This window comes from Pseudomonas sp. G(2018), assembly GCF_005502415.1.
Classification (GTDB): domain Bacteria; phylum Pseudomonadota; class Gammaproteobacteria; order Pseudomonadales; family Pseudomonadaceae; genus Aquipseudomonas.
Genome location: NZ_SCOO01000003.1, coordinates 159,785 through 177,359 on the forward strand (window position 1 = coordinate 159,785; position 17,575 = coordinate 177,359).

Below are 17,575 nucleotides of genomic sequence, written 5' to 3' on the forward strand. Positions count from 1 at the left end.
GCAGCGGTAGGAACCTGGGAACATGTTCCCTATAATGCGCGGTTCTTCGAATCACGTGATGACCCTTTTCCATGGCCAAGAAGCTTTACATCAAAACCCACGGTTGCCAGATGAACGAGTACGACAGCTCGCGCATGGTCGATCTGCTGGGCGAACACCAGGCCCTGGAAGTCACCGCTCGGGCTGAAGACGCCGACGTGATCCTGCTCAACACCTGCTCGATCCGCGAACGCGCCCAGGATCGCGTCTACTCGCAGCTCGGCCGCTGGCGCGAACTTAAACTGGCCAATCCGGACATGGTGATTGCCGTTGGCGGTTGCGTGGCCAGCCAGGAAGGCGCCGCCATCCGCGATCGCGCGCCTTATGTCGACGTGGTGTTCGGCCCGCAAACCCTGCACCGCCTGCCGGAAATGATCGACGCCGCGCGCATCAGCAAGCTGCCGCAAGTCGACGTCTCGTTCCCGGAAATCGAAAAGTTCGACCACTTGCCCGAGCCGCGCATCGACGGCCCGAGTGCTTACGTATCGGTAATGGAAGGCTGCAGCAAGTACTGCACCTTCTGCGTGGTGCCCTACACCCGGGGCGAAGAAGTCAGCCGCCCGTTCGACGACGTGATCGCCGAGATCATTCACCTAGCCGAAAACGGCGTGCGTGAAGTGACGCTGCTGGGGCAGAACGTCAACGGTTATCGCGGCACGACCCATGACGGTCGTCTGGCTGATCTGGCCGAATTGATCCGGGTGGTTGCCGCCGTCGAGGGCATCGACCGTATCCGCTATACCACCTCGCACCCGCTGGAGTTCTCCGACAGTCTGATCCAGGCCCATGCCGAAGTACCGGAGCTGGTGAAACACCTGCATTTGCCGGTGCAATCGGGTTCGGACCGGATCCTGGCCGCGATGAAGCGCAACCACACCGCGCTTGAGTACAAATCCAAACTGCGCAAGCTGCGGGCTGCCGTGCCGGGCATTTGCATCAGCTCGGACTTTATCGTTGGCTTCCCCGGCGAGACCGAAAAAGACTTCGAACAGACCATGAAGCTGATCCAGGACGTCGGTTTCGACTTCTCCTACTCGTTCGTCTACAGCCAGCGTCCCGGCACACCGGCCGCCGACCTGGCCGATGACACACCGGAAGAACTGAAAAAAGAGCGCTTGAATGCCCTGCAACATCGGTTGAACCAGCAAGGTTTCGAAATCAGCCGACAAATGGTCGGTTCGATCCAGCGCATTCTGGTCACCGATTATTCGAAAAAAGATCCTGGCGAGCTGCAAGGTCGCACCGAAAATAACCGTATCGTCAATTTCCGCTGCGACAATCCGACGTTGATCGGCCAGTTCGCCGATGTGCACATCGACGCGGCCCAGCCGCATTCGCTGCGGGGTTCGCTGATCCAATAACACCGCATCCCCCCTGTGGGAGCGAGCCTGCTCGCGAATACGGTTTGACATTCAACTTATGATTCGACTGTCAGGCCGCTTTCGCGAGCAGGCTCGCCCCCACAAGGGATGGTGTTTGGCGCCGGGAAATTTAAGAGCTTTCGCGCCCACGCCACTGGCGTTATCCTTGATTTCATCACTATTGCCCCAGGGCGGCTAAATACGACCTTGAACGCACCCATAGAACCACATCGTTTCATCCTCGAGCCTTTTGAGGCTCGTCGCTTCGCCAATCTGTGCGGGCAATTCGACGAGCATCTGCGCTTGATCGAACAGCGCCTGACCATCGAGATCCGCAACCGCGGAAACCAGTTCGAACTGATCGGCGAGCGTAAACACACCACCTCCGCGGAAAACCTTCTGCGCCGCCTGTACCGGGAAACCAAGGGTACCGAGCTGTCGCCGGACATGGTTCACCTGTTCCTGCAGGAATCCGCCGTCGAAGAGCTGGACAACCACTCGCCCGCCGACGCCGCCGTCGCCCTGCGCACCAAAAAAGGCATGATTCGCCCTCGTGGTGTGAATCAGCAGCGCTATGTGAAGGAAATCCTCGGTAACGACATCAACTTCGGCATTGGCCCGGCCGGTACTGGCAAGACCTATCTGGCCGTTGCCTGCGCGGTGGATGCCCTGGAACGCGAGCAGATCCGCCGCATCCTGCTGGTTCGCCCGGCGGTCGAAGCCGGCGAAAAACTCGGCTTCCTGCCTGGCGATCTGTCCCAGAAGATCGACCCGTACCTGCGCCCGCTCTATGACGCACTCTACGAAATGCTCGGCTTCGAACACGTCGCCAAGCTGATCGAACGCCAGGTCATCGAAGTCGCGCCGCTGGCCTACATGCGTGGCCGTACGCTGAACAACAGCTTCATCATCCTCGACGAAAGCCAGAACACCACCGTCGAGCAAATGAAAATGTTCCTGACCCGGATCGGCTTCGGTTCCACGGCCGTCATCACCGGTGATATCACCCAGGTCGACCTGCCACGCGGCACCAAATCCGGGCTGCATCACGTAATCGAAGTGTTGAAGGACGTGCCGGGCATCAGCTTCACCCACTTCCAGCCCAAGGACGTCGTGCGTCATCCGCTGGTACAGCGCATCGTCGAAGCCTATGAGCGCTTTGAAAATCGTGTGGCTGATGAAGCATCGAAGGATAACCGCCGCGATGCTTGAGCTTGACCTGCAAATCGCGACCCAAGCCCCCGCCCCCAGCGAAGCCGAATTCCGCCAGTGGTGCGAACTGGCCCTGCGTCAGCGCACTGCCGACTCCGAAATGACCATTCGCCTGGTCGACGAAGCCGAAGGCCGCGAGCTGAACCACACCTGGCGGCAAAAGGATTACGCAACTAACGTCTTGTCTTTCCCGGCCGATGTGCCGGACGAGTTCCTCGACATCCCGTTGCTGGGCGACCTGGTGATCTGTGTCGCCGTGGTCGAGCGCGAAGCCGCCGAACAGGGCAAGGCACTCAAGGCCCACTGGGCGCATCTGGTGATTCACGGCTGCTTGCATCTGCTCGGTTACGACCATATAGATGACGACGAAGCCGAAGAAATGGAAGCACTGGAACGCACATTGCTTGCAGAACTGGGCTATCCCGATCCGTACGCGGACGACGAAACCGAAACATCCCCAACCGTCACAACAAAGGATTCAGAGTAATCGCTATGAGCGAAGATCGATCGAGCAACGGGCAGAAGTCATGGCTGGGTAAGCTCACCCAGGCTTTTGCCCACGAGCCGAAAAACCGCCAGGAGCTGCTGGAGCTGCTGCGCGATGCACATCAGAACAAACTGCTGGACAGCGAAGCGCTGGCCATCGTCGAAGGCGCCATCCAGGTAGCCGACCTGCAGGTACGGGACATCATGGTCCCGCGCTCGCAGATGATCAGCATCAAGGCGACCCAGACACCCCGCGAATTCCTGCCTGCCGTGGTCGACTCGGCCCACTCCCGCTACCCGGTGATCGGCGAAAGCCATGATGACGTGATGGGCGTGTTGCTGGCCAAGGACTTGCTGCCGCTGATCCTCAAGGAGAACGGCGACCACTTCAACATCAAGGATCTGCTGCGCCCGGCCACCTTCGTGCCGGAGTCCAAGCGACTGAATGTGCTGCTGCGCGAATTCCGCGCCAACCACAACCACATGGCCATCGTCATCGACGAATACGGCGGCGTGGCAGGCCTGGTGACCATCGAAGACGTACTGGAGCAGATCGTCGGCGACATCGAAGACGAGCACGACGTCGAAGAAGACAGCTACATCAAGCCGCTGCCCAGCGGTGATTTCCTGATCAAGGCTCTGACACCGATCGAGAACTTCAACGAGTTCTTCGACAGCGAGTTCTCCGACGATGAGTTCGACACGGTTGGCGGCCTGGTGATGAGTGCGTTCGGGCACTTGCCAAAACGCAACGAAATCACTGAAATCGGCACCTATCGTTTCCGCATCCTGAACGCCGACAGTCGTCGGATTCATTTGCTGCGCCTGACGCCTATTGCTCGGTAAACACTAAGGATAGAAATGCGCTGGATAACCCGCCCCGGCTGGCCCGGTAACCTGCTGGCCGTGGCGGCCGGTGCAATCACCACCCTGGCCCTGGCGCCTTTCGATATCTGGCCGCTGGCACTGCTGGCAGTGGGGCTTTTCTACGCAGGCACGCGTGAACTGAGCCCCCGCCAGGCACTCGGCCGTGGCTGGTGTTTCGGCTTCGGCCTGTTCGGCGCCGGTACCAGCTGGATCTATTACAGCATTCACCATTTCGGTGGCGCCTCGGTGCTGCTGGCCGGATTCCTGATGCTGATTTTCACTGCGGCGATCGCCTGGTTCTTCGCCTTGCCGGCGTGGATCTGGGCACGCTGGCTGCGCCGCAACGAGGCGCCCTTGGCCGACGCCCTGGCTTTCGCGGCGTTGTGGGTTGGCCAGGAAGCGTTTCGCGGCTGGTTCCTCACCGGTTTCCCGTGGCTCTATTCCGGTTACAGCCAACTCGACGGCCCCCTGGCCGGGCTCGCCCCTGTGGGCGGCATGTGGTTGATTTCCTTCACGCTGGCCCTGACCGCCGCGCTGATCTACAACGGCTTGCGTCTGGCCCGTGGCGGCCGCAAGGCTTTCATCGCGCTGGGCGCCCTGCTGCTGGTCGGCCCATGGGTGGCTGGTATCGCACTCAAACATCATGCCTGGACCAGTCCCGCGGGCGCGCCGCTGAGCGTCGCAGCAATTCAGGGCAACATTGAACAAAACATGAAGTGGGACCCGGCGCAGCTCAATGCACAGTTGGAGCTGTACCGCGACATGAGCTTCACCTCCAAACGCGTCGACCTGCTGATCTGGCCTGAAACCGCGATCCCGGTGCTCAAGGAGTCTGCCCAAGGTTACCTGGACATGATGGGTAAATTCGCGGCGGAACGGGACTCGGCGATGATTACCGGCGTTCCGATCCGTGAAATCGTCCACCAGGAAAAACGCTACTTCAACGGCATCACAGTGGTCGGCGAAGGCGATGGCACTTACCTCAAGCAGAAACTGGTGCCCTTCGGCGAATACGTTCCACTGCAAGATGTGCTGCGCGGACTGATCGCCTTCTTCGACCTGCCGATGTCGGACTTTGCCCGTGGCCCTGCCGATCAGGCCATGCTGCAAGCCAAGGGCTACCAGATTGCGCCCTTCATCTGTTACGAAGTGGTGTACCCGGAGTTCGCCGCCGGCCTGGCCGCCCAAAGCGATCTGCTGCTGACCATCAGCAACGACACCTGGTTCGGCACGTCCATTGGTCCGCTGCAACACTTGCAGATGGCCCAGATGCGCGCACTTGAGGCCGGTCGCTGGATGATCCGCGCCACCAACAATGGCGTGACCGGCCTGATCAACCCGTTCGGGCAGATCACCGTGCAGATCCCGCAGTTCGAACGCGGCATCCTGTATGGCGAAGTCGTGCCGATGCACAACCTGACGCCTTATCTGCAATGGCGTTCGTGGCCGTTGATCATTGTTTGTGTGCTGTTGTTCGGTTGGGCACTGGTGGCTAACCGGATGGCCAAAACCGTTTAATCGCGTCACCTGCAAAACGATCGCAACCTCGTTTCACTCGAATCGAGGCTGCGGCCTATTAATTTTCTTAGCGATAAAACAGCGAATACCCGACCTGCCCCACCGCCTCATTCATCAATTGCCCGCTCTGCCAGATCGACTTGAACTCCGGCAACCAGCCACCAAACGGCCGAGCGTTATCCACACCTAAAAAGCCCATTGGCGCCGGCACCACCTCAAATCCGGCCTTCTGGAAACTCCAGACCGCTCGCGGCATATGCCAGGCCTGAGTCACAAGCACCACTCGCTTGATCCCTTCGGGCAACAACACCTGTGCGCTGAACTGCGCGTTCTCCCAGGTCGTACGGCTACGCCCTTCCTGCCAGCGAACAGGCACGCCAAAGTCATCGCGCAATGAATCAGCCATCAATCGGGCTTCGGTCGGTGGCGTGCCGTAATGCAGGCCGCCACTGGTCAGAATCGGCAAGCCCGAGGCCTTGGCCAGACGCGCCGCATAGCGCTGGCGCTCAAGACCAACACCGGTCGGCTGATCGTCTCCCCACGCTGGATCGCCCCGCTCACGCCCCGAGCCAAGGATTACAATCGCATCGGCGTGCTGACTCAGTGTTGCCCACTCCTCGAACGCCAGCGGCGGCTCACGCTCCAGCATTTCGGCGCTCCACTGCACCACAATCGGCAGGCTCATCAACCAGAAACCACCTAGCCCCAGGGCAAAGCACACGCCGGCGAGCCGCGGTCTTGAGCGTCGCAGGCACCAGGCAAGCAAAAGCAGCAGCAACAGGATGCCGGGTGGCAAGAGAAGTTGTTTCACAAAATAACGAAAAGGCATCGAGCATCTCCATGAAGATGCTCGAAGCCTAAGTGGGTTGACGCGATGCGACAATAAATACGGAAGGACTATGCTTCAGAAAATCATGGAGCATGGCTCTGTTGCCCTATTTGCACCGCAGTGACCGGACCTTTACCGCGTCTCTGCCAGGTACTTTATCCTTGAGCCAGATGATCTTGGCCGAACGTGGTGCGTCAAGTTGCTTGACTGCCTCGGACAAGCATCCGTGTGTCTCACGTTCACTACGATCCAGATACGCCTTGACCAGGGCAAATTCTGCGGGGCTCAAGCCGCGCAACTCCAGTTCCAGTGGGCGTTCGTCGCGCAGCCGACCAGCGGTTTTTGCCGCCTCCAGGGCCATGCCCAGACGATCGATCAGTCTTTCGTACAGCTCCGGTTTTGTAGCTTTTTGCTGTGACTCAACCATCCCTCACCTCATTGGAAGATAAGACCTACTCCCCAGTTAGAGCTTAGCTTCCATGCACAAACCGGCTGAGCGCCGCGACCAACGGCCCTCGCAGCCGTTTTCACGAGACGCGCGGCAGTAATCAGGGTTTCCCTCGGTCGAGTGCGGTCATGTATGCTACGGCGCTTCCTGTAACTCCACTTCCAGCTCGCCTGGGCACCGAAACGCCGAATTGGCGCATTCATCGTCCAGCGTTGCATTGAAGAGGATTAGGCCACCCCTATTCAGTTCAAAAGTAGCCATGCACGAACAATATCAGCCCCGTGAAATCGAAGCCGCCGCCCAGTCGTTCTGGGATGAGCAAAAGTCCTTTGAAGTCAGTGAACAGCCAGGCAAGGAGACCTACTACTGCCTGTCGATGTTCCCTTACCCCAGCGGCAAGCTACACATGGGGCACGTGCGCAACTACACCATCGGCGACGTGATCTCCCGCTATCAGCGCATGCAAGGCAAGAACGTCCTGCAACCCATGGGTTGGGACGCCTTCGGCATGCCAGCGGAAAACGCCGCGATGAAGAACAACGTAGCGCCCGCCAAATGGACCTACGAAAACATCGCCTACATGAAAAGCCAGCTGCGCAGCCTGGGCCTGGCGGTGGACTGGTCGCGTGAAGTGACCACCTGCAAGCCGGACTACTACCGCTGGGAACAATGGCTGTTCACCCGCCTGTTCGAAAAAGGCGTGATTTACAAAAAAAGCGGCACCGTGAACTGGGATCCGGTGGACCAGACCGTTCTGGCCAACGAACAGGTGATCGACGGTCGCGGCTGGCGTTCCGGCGCGCTGATCGAAAAGCGCGAAATCCCGATGTATTACTTCAAGATCACCGCCTACGCGGATGAGCTGCTGGAGAGCCTCGACGAACTGACCGGCTGGCCTGAACAGGTCAAGACCATGCAGCGCAACTGGATCGGCAAATCCCGCGGCATGGAAGTGCAGTTCCCGTACAACGTCGATTCCATCGGCGAAACCGGCGCGCTGAAAGTCTTCACCACCCGCCCGGACACCCTGATGGGCGCGACCTACGTCGCCGTAGCCGCCGAACACCACCTGGCCACCCTGGCCGCGCAGAACAATCCTGAGCTGCAAGCGTTCATCGCCGAATGCAAGGGCGGCAGCGTCGCAGAAGCCGACGTCGCCACCCAGGAGAAAAAAGGCCTGCCGACCGGCCTGTTCGTCGAGCACCCGCTGACCGGCGAGAAACTGCCGGTGTGGGTCGCCAACTACGTGCTGATGCACTACGGCGATGGCGCGGTGATGGCGGTTCCGGCGCACGACGAACGTGATTTCGAGTTCGCCCACAAGTACAACCTGCCGGTCAAATCCGTGGTACGCACCAGTTCGGGTGAGACCAACCCGGCCCCGTGGCAGGACGCTTACGGCGAGTACGGCACGCTGATCAACTCCGGCGAGTTTGACGGCCTCGATTTCGCCGGCGCCTTCGACGCCATCGAAGTGGCGCTGATCAAGAAAAACCTTGGTGCCTCGCGCACCCAGTTCCGTCTGCGCGACTGGGGTATCAGCCGTCAGCGCTACTGGGGCTGCCCGATCCCGATCATCCACTGCAAAACTTGCGGTGATGTGCCGGTGCCGGAAGATCAACTGCCGGTCGTGCTGCCGGAAGACGTCGTACCCGACGGCGCCGGGTCGCCACTGGCACGCATGCCCGAGTTCTACGAATGCAGCTGCCCGAAATGCGGACAGCCTGCCAAGCGTGAAACCGACACCATGGACACCTTTGTCGAGTCCTCGTGGTACTACGCCCGCTACGCCTCGCCGCACTTCGAAGGTGGCCTGGTTGAAAAATCGGCGGCTGACCACTGGTTGCCGGTGGATCAGTACATCGGCGGTATCGAACACGCGATTCTTCACCTGCTCTACGCACGCTTCTTCCACAAGCTGATGCGCGACGAAGGCCTGGTGAGCTCCAACGAGCCGTTCAAGAACCTGCTGACCCAGGGCATGGTGATCGCCGAGACCTACTATCGTCGCGAAGCCAACGGTGCCTACACCTGGTTCAACCCGGCTGACGTTGAACTCGAACGCGACAGCAAGGCCAAGGTCATCAGCGCCAAGCTGATCGCAGACGGCCTGCCGGTGGAAATCGGTGGCACCGAGAAGATGGCCAAGTCGAAGAACAACGGCGTCGACCCACAGTCGATGATCGACCAGTTCGGCGCAGACACCTGCCGCCTGTTCATGATGTTCGCCTCGCCACCTGACATGAGCGCTGAATGGTCCGACTCCGGTGTGGAAGGTTCGCACCGCTTCCTCAAGCGCGTCTGGCGCCTGGCTCAAGCGCACGTTACCCAGGGCCTGCCGGGCAAACTGGACGTCGCCGGCCTGAACGACGAGCAGAAAGCCATTCGCCGTTCGATCCACCAGGCCATCAAGCAGGCCAGCCATGACGTCGGCCAGAACCACAAATTCAACACCGCCATCGCCCAGGTGATGACGCTGATGAACGTGCTGGAAAAAGCCCCGCAAGGCACCGAACAGGATCGTGCGCTGGTTCAGGAAGGTCTGGAAACCGTGACGCTGCTGCTGGCCCCGATCACCCCGCACATCTGCCATGAGCTGTGGCATCGCCTGGGTCACGCCGACCCGGTGATCGACGCCGGCTGGCCGGTACTGGACGAAAGCGCGCTGGTGCAGGACAGCCTGCAGCTGGTGATTCAGGTCAACGGCAAACTGCGTGGCCACATCGAAATGCCGGCCAGCGCCAGCCGCGAAGAAGTCGAGGCCGCCGCACGCGCCAACGAAAACGTGCTGCGCTTTGTCGACGGTCTGACCATTCGCAAAGTGATCGTGGTGCCCGGGAAACTGGTCAACATCGTCGCCAGCTAATTGGATCAGGCGCCAGGCCAAGCCTGGCGCCGAGTAAAACCTTTCGGGCCGCTTGACCGGCCCACATGGTTTCAAGGGGAGCAACACAATGATCAAACGCAACTTGCTGGTGATGGGCCTTGCGGTCCTGTTGAGCGCCTGCGGTTTCCAGCTGCGCGGCACCGGCACCACCGAACTGGCGATCAAGGAACTCGACGTCAGCGCCCGTAACTCCTATGGCGAAACCGTGACGCAACTGCGCCGGGTACTCGATAGCAGCGGCGTCAAGGTCTACACCGGTGCACCGTTCAAGCTTGTGTTAACGGATGAGCAGGAAACCCAGCGCATTCTCAGCTATGCAGGTGCAGGTCGTACCGGCGAATACCAACTGAGCACCGTACTCAGCTACAACATCCTCAGCCAGGGCAACCTGTCCCTGATGGCTGACAAGCTGGAAGTGCAGAAGGTCTTCATCCACGACGGCAACAACCTGGTGGGTTCGGACCAGGAAGCCGACGATGCGCGCAAGGAAATGCGTCGCGAACTGGTGCAACGCATGATGCTGCGCCTGCAGCAGATCTCGCCGACTCAGTTGGAACAGCTGCAACAGACCGCCGAAGCCAAAGCCAAGGCAGAAGCCGCGGCACTGGAAGCGGCGCAGAAGGCTGAAGCGCAAACGCCGCGTCAGTCGCCTATCGAACTGCCGCAGCAGTAAGACTTACGGGGCGTTCAGGCGCCCCGTTCGCCCTCTCTTATGAAACTCGCCCCCGCCCAACTCGCCAAACACCTGCAAGGTGCCCTCGCGCCGGTCTATGTCATCAGTGGCGATGATCCCTTGCTGTGTCAGGAAGCCGCCGATGCCATCCGCGCCGCTGCCCGCCAGCAGGGCTTCGACGAGCGCCAGGTCTTTGCCGCCGACGCCAGTTTCGACTGGGGCACGCTGCTACAGGCCGGGGCCAGCATGTCGTTGTTCGCCGAGAAGCGCCTGCTGGAGCTACGTCTGCCGTCCGGCAAACCCGGTGACAAGGGCGCCGCCGCGCTCATCGAGTACTGTTCACGACCGGCCGAAGACACGGTACTCCTGATCAGCCTGCCGAAGCTCGATGGCAGCGCGCAGAAGACCAAGTGGGGCAAGGCGCTGGTCGAAGGCCAGCAGACTCAGTTCATGCAGATCTGGCCGGTGGACGTCAGCCAGTTGCCGAGCTGGATCCGTCAGCGCTTGTCCCAGGCCGGACTCTCGGCCACCCAGGACGCCGTCGAGTTGATCGCTGCAAGGGTCGAGGGCAACCTGCTGGCCGCCGCCCAGGAAATCGAAAAGCTCAAGCTGATGGCCGAAGAGGGTCAAATCACCGTCGAAACCGTGCAGGCTGCGGTGGCCGACAGTGCGCGTTTCGATGTTTTCGGGCTGACCGATGCGATTCTCAACGGTGAAGCCGCCCACGCCCTGCGCATGCTTGAAGGGTTGCGCGGTGAGGGTGTCGAACCCCCGGTGATTCTCTGGGCCCTGGCCCGGGAGCTGCGCTTGCTGGCCAATATTTCCCTGCAATACAGTCAGGGCACACCGCTGGACAAAGCCTTCAGCCAGGCCCGGCCGCCCGTCTGGGACAAGCGCAAACCGCTGTTGAGCAAAGCCCTGCAGCGCTATTCGGCGCAACGCTGGGCACAGCTGCTGCTCGAAGCACAGCGCATAGACGCGCAGATCAAAGGCCAGGCGGCAGGGTCGCCGTGGATGAGCTTGAGTCGGTTGACGTTGTTGATGGCTGGCCAGCGGTTGTCGCTGCCCGCCGAGTAAGGCTTTCGAGCGCATAACGGCCATTCGCGATCCAACTTGCCCGCGAAGGCATCCGAAAGGTCCTACGCAACGCAGGGACTAGACAGAAGCCTCGCTTGAGCCGATGATTTGCCCCGCAAAATCCACTCACTTGCGAGAGCCCATCATGAGCAAAAAGCCATCCAAACATGGCCCCAACAAGGCCAAATCCATCATCGCCCAGCCCCTGTTCCGCAGCCGTCAGGAACGAGCCGGCAAGGGCAAAGGCAGCTACCGCCGCGAAGCCTTCCAGTCTAATAGCTGGGAGGCTTCTTACTTTCTGGCGGCCTGAAAGGCAAGCATCCGCTCAACATGTTAAGGTCTGCACCTGATCCGTTTTTCCTGGACCCGTGCATGCCCCTTTGTCTTTCCCGTCGTTGGCACCTGCGCCAATTGATTGCTGCCTCCAGCCTCGTTTTGCTCGTCGCCTGCGCGGAAAAACCAACCGCCGCCGACGCACAGCCACTTCAGCCCCTTCCCGTCGCCACCGCCCCGGCGATCATGGCACCCGTGGTGCCTAAAGGTGAAAACCTCGACATCCAGCCGACCCAGACCTTTGCCGAATGGCAGGCCGGTTTCCGCAGGGACGCGTTGGCCGCCGGTATCCGTGCCGATCTGTTTGATCGTGCCTTCGCCAATGTCAGCGTCGACCCCAGCGTGATTCGTGCCGACCGCAGCCAACCGGAATTCACCCGGCCGGTGTGGGAATACCTCGACGGTGCCCTGTCGCCGCTACGGGTACGCAGAGGTCAGGCGCTAGTCAGCGAAAACGCCGCTATCCTGCAAAGCATCGAACAGCGCTACGGCGTTGACCGTGAGGCCCTCGTCGCCGTATGGGGTATGGAAAGTAATTTCGGCCAGTTCCAGGGCAGCAAGTCAGTGATCAACTCGCTGGCCACCCTGGCCTACGAAGGCCGGCGCCCGGGTTTCGCCCACGCGCAATTGATCGCCGCGCTGCAGATTCTGCAACAGGGTGATATCGAACCCGAGAAAATGCTCGGTTCCTGGGCCGGAGCCATGGGCCAGACCCAGTTCATCCCGACCACCTACAACACCCACGCCGTGGACTTCGATGGCGATGGCCGTCGCGATATCTGGGGCAGCTCCACCGATGCCCTGGCCTCGACTGCGCACTACCTGCAAAGCTCCGGCTGGCAGAAAGGCCAGCCGTGGGGCTTTGAAGTGCAATTGCCGGGCGGCTTCAACTATGTGCTGGCCGATGGTGCCATTCGCAAGAGTGTCGCCGAATGGCGGCAACTGGGTGTCACCCTGCCCAATGGCGGCCAGGTTCCAGCAGGTTCCGAGTACTTGTCCGCGGCATTACTGCTGCCGGCCGGTTATCGCGGCCCGGCATTCCTGGTACTCGATAACTTCCGGGCGATCCTCAAGTACAACAACTCCTCTTCCTACGCATTGGCGGTAGGTCTGTTGTCCGAACGCTTCCATGGCGCAGGCCTGATCAGCGGCATGTGGCCCAAGGATGATTTACCGCTCAGCCGCACCGAGCGGATCGAGCTGCAAAATCTGCTGAGTGCCCAGAATTACGACGCGGGCGCCGCGGACGGGATTATCGGCGCCAATACCCGCAAGGCGATCCGCAGCGCGCAGCAGTCGTTTGGTTGGCCGGCGGATGGTTATCCGACGCACAAGTTGCTTGAAGGCCTTCGAAACCGCTAAAAGCTTTCGCGAGCAGGCTCGCTCCCACAGGGGGTACGCGATACCTGCTCGCAAAGGCTGACTATCAGGCGCCAACGATCTATCGCTTGACCACCACATCCTGTTCCAACGCCAACTCCTTGCTCCCCGCATCCAGTCTGACCAGCGCCCCCATGGGCAGTGTCAGGTTCGGATCGCAATGCCCGCTGCGCCACCCGGACAACACCGGAATCCGCAACGGCTCGAATGTCTGTTTGAGCAAACGCTCCAGCGCAGTCACCTCGACCCCCGCCACATCCCCCACCAGCACCCCGCGCAGCTTGCCCAAGGTTCCCGCCAGTCGCAGATGGGTCAGCAACCGGTCAACGCGATACAGCGGCTCGTTGATGTCTTCGATGAACAGAATGACACCCTCGGCATCGATCTCATAAGGCGTACCCATGGTCGCGGCGATTATCGACAGATTGCCCCCCAGCAAGCGCCCGTGGGCGATGCCAGGCTCGATCGTAGTCAACGGATAGGCCACGGGGTGCGCCAATACGCTGCCCGCCTTCACTTGCCCGCGCAGCATGTTGAAAAACGAAGGTTCGGTGGGCTTTTGCTTGTCACCCAGCAGATCCGCATTGAGCAGCGGGCCATGGAAGGTCACGAAGCCCGCATAACGACTGATCGCCAGATGCAGTGCGGTGATGTCGCTGTAACCGATGAACGGCTTGGCGTTGTTACGCAACAGTTCAAAATCGATGCGATCAAGCAACCTCGGCGTACCGTAACCACCGCGCAGGCAAATAATGGCATCGACCTCGGGGTCGGCGAACGCGGTATGCAGGTCATTGAGCCGCACCTCGTCACTTCCGGCCAGATAGCCATCCTTCGCGTAGACTCCGGGAAAAATCTTCAGCGAATAGCCTCGGGCGCGCATCCATTGCACGGCTTTATCGGTGTCCAACGGTGCAGGGCCGGCCGGCGCGATGACGCCGATCACCCCCTGCGACGGCAAGGCCGGAACCGGGGTATGAGGACAAAGGGTGTGGGTCGGTCGAACGGTCATCCATGAATCTCCCTGAGTGGAAACTTCAACACACAGTAGTCAGGAACGGGGACAAACAGAAGAGGGTTCATCGCCCCGCAGGTTGCAGGAAACGGCGGTCATTACTGTAGGCAAGGCAAAAAAACGCCCGCAAGGCTGAAAGCCTTGCGGGCCATTTTTCATGAGGGGTTGTCGATCAGGACGACATCAGCTCAGCCTTGACCAGCTTCGCTTGCTCGTCGGCATGGTACGAGGAACGGACCAGCGGACCGGAAGCGACGTTCTTGAAGCCCATTTTGTAACCTTCCTCGGCGAACCAGGCGAAAGTGTCCGGGTGCACGAAGCGCTGCACCGGCAAGTGGCTACGCGACGGTTGCAGGTACTGGCCCAGGGTCAGCATGTCGATGTCATGCTCGCGCATGCGCTTCATGACTTCGATGACTTCGTCGTCGGTCTCGCCCAGACCCAGCATCAGGCCGGACTTGGTCGGAATGTGCGGCATCATCTGCTTGAAGCGTTGCAGCAGGGTCAGCGACCACTGGTAGTCCGAACCTGGACGCGCAGCCTTGTACAGGCGTGGCACGGTTTCCAGGTTGTGGTTGAACACATCCGGTGGCTCGGCGGCGGTGATTTCCAGGGCGATGTCCATGCGGCCACGGTAGTCCGGCACCAGGGTTTCGAGTTGCACGTTCGGCGACAGCTTGCGGATCTCACGGATGCAGTCGGCAAAGTGCTGGGCACCGCCGTCGCGCAGGTCGTCGCGGTCTACCGAGGTGATCACCACGTACTTCAGGCGCAGGTCGGCAATGGCGATGGCCAGGCTTTCCGGTTCGTTGACGTCCAGTGGTTTCGGACGGCCGTGGCCGACGTCGCAGAACGGGCAGCGACGGGTGCAGATGTCGCCCATGATCATGAAAGTCGCGGTGCCACCGGAGAAGCATTCGCCCAGGTTCGGGCAGGATGCCTCTTCGCAGACGCTGTGCAGCTTGTGTTTGCGCAACAGGGCCTTGATGCGGTCGACTTCCGGAGATACCGGAATGCGCACACGAATCCAGTCAGGCTTTTTCGGCAGCTCGGTGGTCGGGATGATCTTTACCGGGATGCGTGCAACCTTCTCGGCGCCGCGCAGCTTTACGCCGGCTTCAACCTTGGCACGCGGGGCCGGACGCTCGGTGACATCCAGCGTCGGGATCATGGTTTGCACTGCATCAGTAGTCATATCAGTCGATTCCGCCCGTCAGGGTCGTCTGCTCAGCATAGTCGAGGTGTTTGACGAGCTGCGCGCGCAGCCGGGCACTTACCTCGGCAAATTCAATCGATCCTGCGTGATCGCTCAGCTGGGTCATCGCCAGCCCGGCGTAGCCGCAGGGATTAATCCGTCGAAACGGTTCCAGGTTCATGTCCACGTTCAGGGCCAGGCCATGAAAGGAACAACCGTGGCGGATCCGCAGACCCAGGGACGCGATTTTCGCGCCGTTGACATAGACACCCGGTGCATCGGGCTTGGCCGCCGCCGTCACACCGTAGCTGGCGAGCAGCTCGATCAGGCACGACTCCATGCGAGTCACCAGGTCACGCACGCCAAAACCCAGCTTGCGCACGTCCAGCAACAGGTAGGCCACCAGTTGCCCGGGACCGTGATACGTCACCTGGCCACCGCGATCGACCTGCACCACCGGAATGTCTCCCGGCAACAGCAAGTGTTCGGCCTTGCCGGCCTGGCCCTGGGTGAAGACCGGAGGATGCTCTACCAGCCAAATCTCGTCGGCGGCATCGCTGCCTCGCTCATTAGTGAAGCGCTGCATGGCATGCCAGACCGGCTCGTAAGCCATCTGGCCGAGCTCGCGAAAGCCCAGCGTGCCAGACATCACAGCACCATATGCACGAAGCCGGTAGCCCGCAGTTCGCTGTTGATGTTGTACAGCTGGTCCTGATCGGTGGCGACGATGTGCAACTGAATCGTGGTGTATTTACCGTTACTGCTTTGACGCTCATCCACACGCTCATCATTGATCTTTGCGTGTTTTCTGACGATGTCGATGATCTTGTCCTTGTTGCCCACACCCGTGTCGCTGATCACCTTAACCGGGTAATCATTGGCAGGGAATTCGATCTTAGGCGCCTTTACTTCGGTATCGGTCATGGCGTAACGGCCTCGTAAGCGTAAGCCGTGGCGACGGGCATAGCCCCGAGTCGGATCGGCGCGGGGCCATGCAGGTGCACACTATCAGTTGAACAAGCCGTAGAAGAATAGACGGATGCTATCCCACATGCGACGGAAGATACCACCCTCTTCGACGCCATCCAGAGCGATCAGGTCGGCGCTGTGCACCACCTTGTCCTCCAGTTTGACTTCGACTTTACCGATCACATCGCCCTTGGCGATTGGCGCAATCAGTTGCGGGTTCATGGTCATGCTGGCGGCGAGCTTTTTCAGCTGACCTTTAGGCAGGGTCATGGTCAGGTCTTGAGCCAGACCCGCCTTGATCTGGTTGGTGGAACCTTTCCAGACAGGCGCCTGGGCCAGTTCGGTGCCCTTCTGATAGAAGGTCTGGGTTTCGAAGAAACGGAAACCGTAAGTCAGCAGTTTCTGGGTTTCGGCGGCGCGAGCCACTTCGCTGTTGGTGCCGAACACCACGGCGATCAGACGCATGCCATCACGCACAGCCGAAGACACCATGCAGTAGCCCGCTTCATCGGTGTGACCGGTTTTCAGACCGTCGACGGTCTTGTCGCGCCACAGCAGCAGGTTGCGGTTCGGTTGCTTGATACCGTTCCAGAAGAACTCTTTCTGCGAGTAGATCGCGTAGTGAGCCGGGTCTTCGTGGATGATTGCGCGTGCCAGTACCGCCATGTCGTGAGCCGACGAGTAGTGCTCAGGGTTCGGCAGACCGGTCGGGTTCATGAAGTGGGTGTTGGTCATGCCCAGGTCGGCAACGGTTTTGTTCATCACGTCGGCGAACGCGTCTTCGCTGCCGGCGATGTGCTCGGCGAGCGCAACACTGGCGTCGTTGCCCGACTGGATGATGATGCCGTGCAGCAAGTCGCTGACGGTCACCTGCGAGCCGACCTTGATGAACATCCGCGAACCGCCGGTACGCCAGGCGTTTTCGCTGACGGTCACCGGATCGTTTTCACCGATCTGGCCACGACGGATTTCCAGGGTCGCGATGTACGCTGTCATCAGCTTGGTCAGGCTGGCTGGCGGCAGACGCTGGTCACCATTGTTTTCGACCAGCACGTTGCCGCTGCTGGCGTCCATGAGCACGTAGGCCTTGGCGGCCAGTTGCGGTGGCGACGGCATCATCTCGACCGCGAACGCGGCAGGTGAGAGGAGCAGCGGGACTAAAAGGCACAGGCGTTTGGCAAAGGTGGTGATGTTCATCCGTCTCTCGAAATCGCTAATGGAAACTTGCCCGAAGGCAAAAACTAATCAGACAGCTTCTTAAGGGCTGTCGCGTGTTCAGCTGCTCA

At 60.4% G+C, this 17,575-nt stretch carries 17 protein-coding genes; 10 read left to right on the forward strand and 7 right to left on the reverse strand.

Annotated elements, in window-relative coordinates:
* Positions 1 to 71 precede the first annotated feature (71 nt).
* From miaB to lnt, 5 genes are all read left to right on the forward strand, one after another.
* Entirely contained in the window at positions 72 to 1,400 is a 1,329-nt protein-coding gene (gene miaB, locus FFS64_RS04285; protein WP_137804369.1) for a tRNA (N6-isopentenyl adenosine(37)-C2)-methylthiotransferase MiaB, read from the forward strand.
* Positions 1,401 to 1,607: 207 nt separating this feature from the next.
* Positions 1,608 to 2,612, forward strand: coding sequence for a PhoH family protein (locus FFS64_RS04290; RefSeq protein WP_095197265.1), 1,005 nt, complete (start codon positions 1,608 to 1,610; stop codon positions 2,610 to 2,612).
* Complete coding sequence (gene ybeY / locus FFS64_RS04295; protein WP_137804370.1) at positions 2,605 to 3,099, forward strand: rRNA maturation RNase YbeY; 495 nt, start codon at positions 2,605 to 2,607, stop codon at positions 3,097 to 3,099. Before FFS64_RS04290 ends, ybeY begins: the two co-directional genes overlap by 8 nt.
* Before the next feature lie 5 nt (positions 3,100 to 3,104).
* Entirely contained in the window at positions 3,105 to 3,944 is an 840-nt protein-coding gene (locus FFS64_RS04300; protein ID WP_095197255.1) for an HlyC/CorC family transporter, read from the forward strand.
* A 15-nt stretch (positions 3,945 to 3,959) separates the two neighbouring features.
* Complete coding sequence (gene lnt, locus FFS64_RS04305; protein WP_137804371.1) at positions 3,960 to 5,483, forward strand: apolipoprotein N-acyltransferase; 1,524 nt, start codon at positions 3,960 to 3,962, stop codon at positions 5,481 to 5,483.
* A gap of 67 nt (positions 5,484 to 5,550) precedes the next feature.
* Here lnt and FFS64_RS04310 read toward each other — a convergent pair whose 3' ends face one another.
* Positions 5,551 to 6,312, reverse strand: coding sequence for a YdcF family protein (locus tag FFS64_RS04310; RefSeq protein WP_137804372.1), 762 nt, complete (start codon positions 6,310 to 6,312; stop codon positions 5,551 to 5,553).
* Positions 6,313 to 6,418: 106 nt separating this feature from the next.
* Positions 6,419 to 6,739, reverse strand: coding sequence for a hypothetical protein (locus FFS64_RS04315; protein WP_095197252.1), 321 nt, complete (start codon positions 6,737 to 6,739; stop codon positions 6,419 to 6,421).
* Between the two features lie 280 nt (positions 6,740 to 7,019).
* Here FFS64_RS04315 and leuS point away from each other — a divergent pair, with 280 nt between their 5' ends.
* The 5 genes from leuS (at position 7,020) to FFS64_RS04340 (ending at position 13,092) form a co-directional block, all read left to right on the forward strand.
* Positions 7,020 to 9,626 (forward strand): leucine--tRNA ligase, encoded by a 2,607-nt coding sequence (gene leuS / locus FFS64_RS04320; RefSeq protein ID WP_137804373.1) that lies wholly within the window; start codon positions 7,020 to 7,022, stop codon positions 9,624 to 9,626.
* Positions 9,627 to 9,714: 88 nt separating this feature from the next.
* The gene (gene lptE / locus FFS64_RS04325; RefSeq protein ID WP_137804374.1) at positions 9,715 to 10,320 is read left to right on the forward strand and encodes an LPS assembly lipoprotein LptE; all 606 of its coding nucleotides are present in this window, start codon (positions 9,715 to 9,717) and stop codon (positions 10,318 to 10,320) included.
* A 39-nt stretch (positions 10,321 to 10,359) separates the two neighbouring features.
* Positions 10,360 to 11,397 carry a DNA polymerase III subunit delta gene (gene holA, locus FFS64_RS04330; RefSeq protein WP_137804375.1) on the forward strand — a complete coding sequence of 346 codons (1,038 nt, stop codon included), beginning with the start codon at positions 10,360 to 10,362 and terminating at the stop codon, positions 11,395 to 11,397.
* A 145-nt stretch (positions 11,398 to 11,542) separates the two neighbouring features.
* Positions 11,543 to 11,707, forward strand: coding sequence for an alternative ribosome rescue factor ArfA (arfA, locus tag FFS64_RS04335; RefSeq protein WP_003176285.1), 165 nt, complete (start codon positions 11,543 to 11,545; stop codon positions 11,705 to 11,707).
* A 62-nt stretch (positions 11,708 to 11,769) separates the two neighbouring features.
* The gene (locus FFS64_RS04340) at positions 11,770 to 13,092 is read left to right on the forward strand and encodes a lytic murein transglycosylase (RefSeq protein WP_137804376.1); all 1,323 of its coding nucleotides are present in this window, start codon (positions 11,770 to 11,772) and stop codon (positions 13,090 to 13,092) included.
* A 79-nt stretch (positions 13,093 to 13,171) separates the two neighbouring features.
* On the opposite strand, the gene FFS64_RS04345 is transcribed toward FFS64_RS04340, so the two are convergent.
* From FFS64_RS04345 to FFS64_RS04365, 5 genes are all read right to left on the reverse strand, one after another.
* Positions 13,172 to 14,122 (reverse strand): LD-carboxypeptidase, encoded by a 951-nt coding sequence (locus FFS64_RS04345; RefSeq protein ID WP_137804377.1) that lies wholly within the window; start codon positions 14,120 to 14,122, stop codon positions 13,172 to 13,174.
* Positions 14,123 to 14,297: 175 nt separating this feature from the next.
* Positions 14,298 to 15,320, reverse strand: a complete 1,023-nt coding sequence (gene lipA / locus FFS64_RS04350; protein ID WP_095197246.1) for a lipoyl synthase — start codon at positions 15,318 to 15,320, stop codon at positions 14,298 to 14,300.
* A gap of 1 nt (position 15,321) precedes the next feature.
* Positions 15,322 to 15,969: a lipoyl(octanoyl) transferase LipB gene (gene lipB / locus FFS64_RS04355; RefSeq protein ID WP_121105787.1), complete on the reverse strand. Its 648-nt coding sequence runs from the start codon at positions 15,967 to 15,969 to the stop codon at positions 15,322 to 15,324.
* A complete protein-coding gene (locus tag FFS64_RS04360; RefSeq protein WP_077045559.1) occupies positions 15,969 to 16,244 on the reverse strand; it encodes a DUF493 domain-containing protein in 276 nt (91 codons plus the stop codon). Before FFS64_RS04360 ends, lipB begins: the two co-directional genes overlap by 1 nt.
* 84 nt (positions 16,245 to 16,328) lie before the next feature.
* The gene (locus FFS64_RS04365; RefSeq protein ID WP_095197244.1) at positions 16,329 to 17,486 is read right to left on the reverse strand and encodes a D-alanyl-D-alanine carboxypeptidase family protein; all 1,158 of its coding nucleotides are present in this window, start codon (positions 17,484 to 17,486) and stop codon (positions 16,329 to 16,331) included.
* Positions 17,487 to 17,575 lie beyond the last annotated feature (89 nt).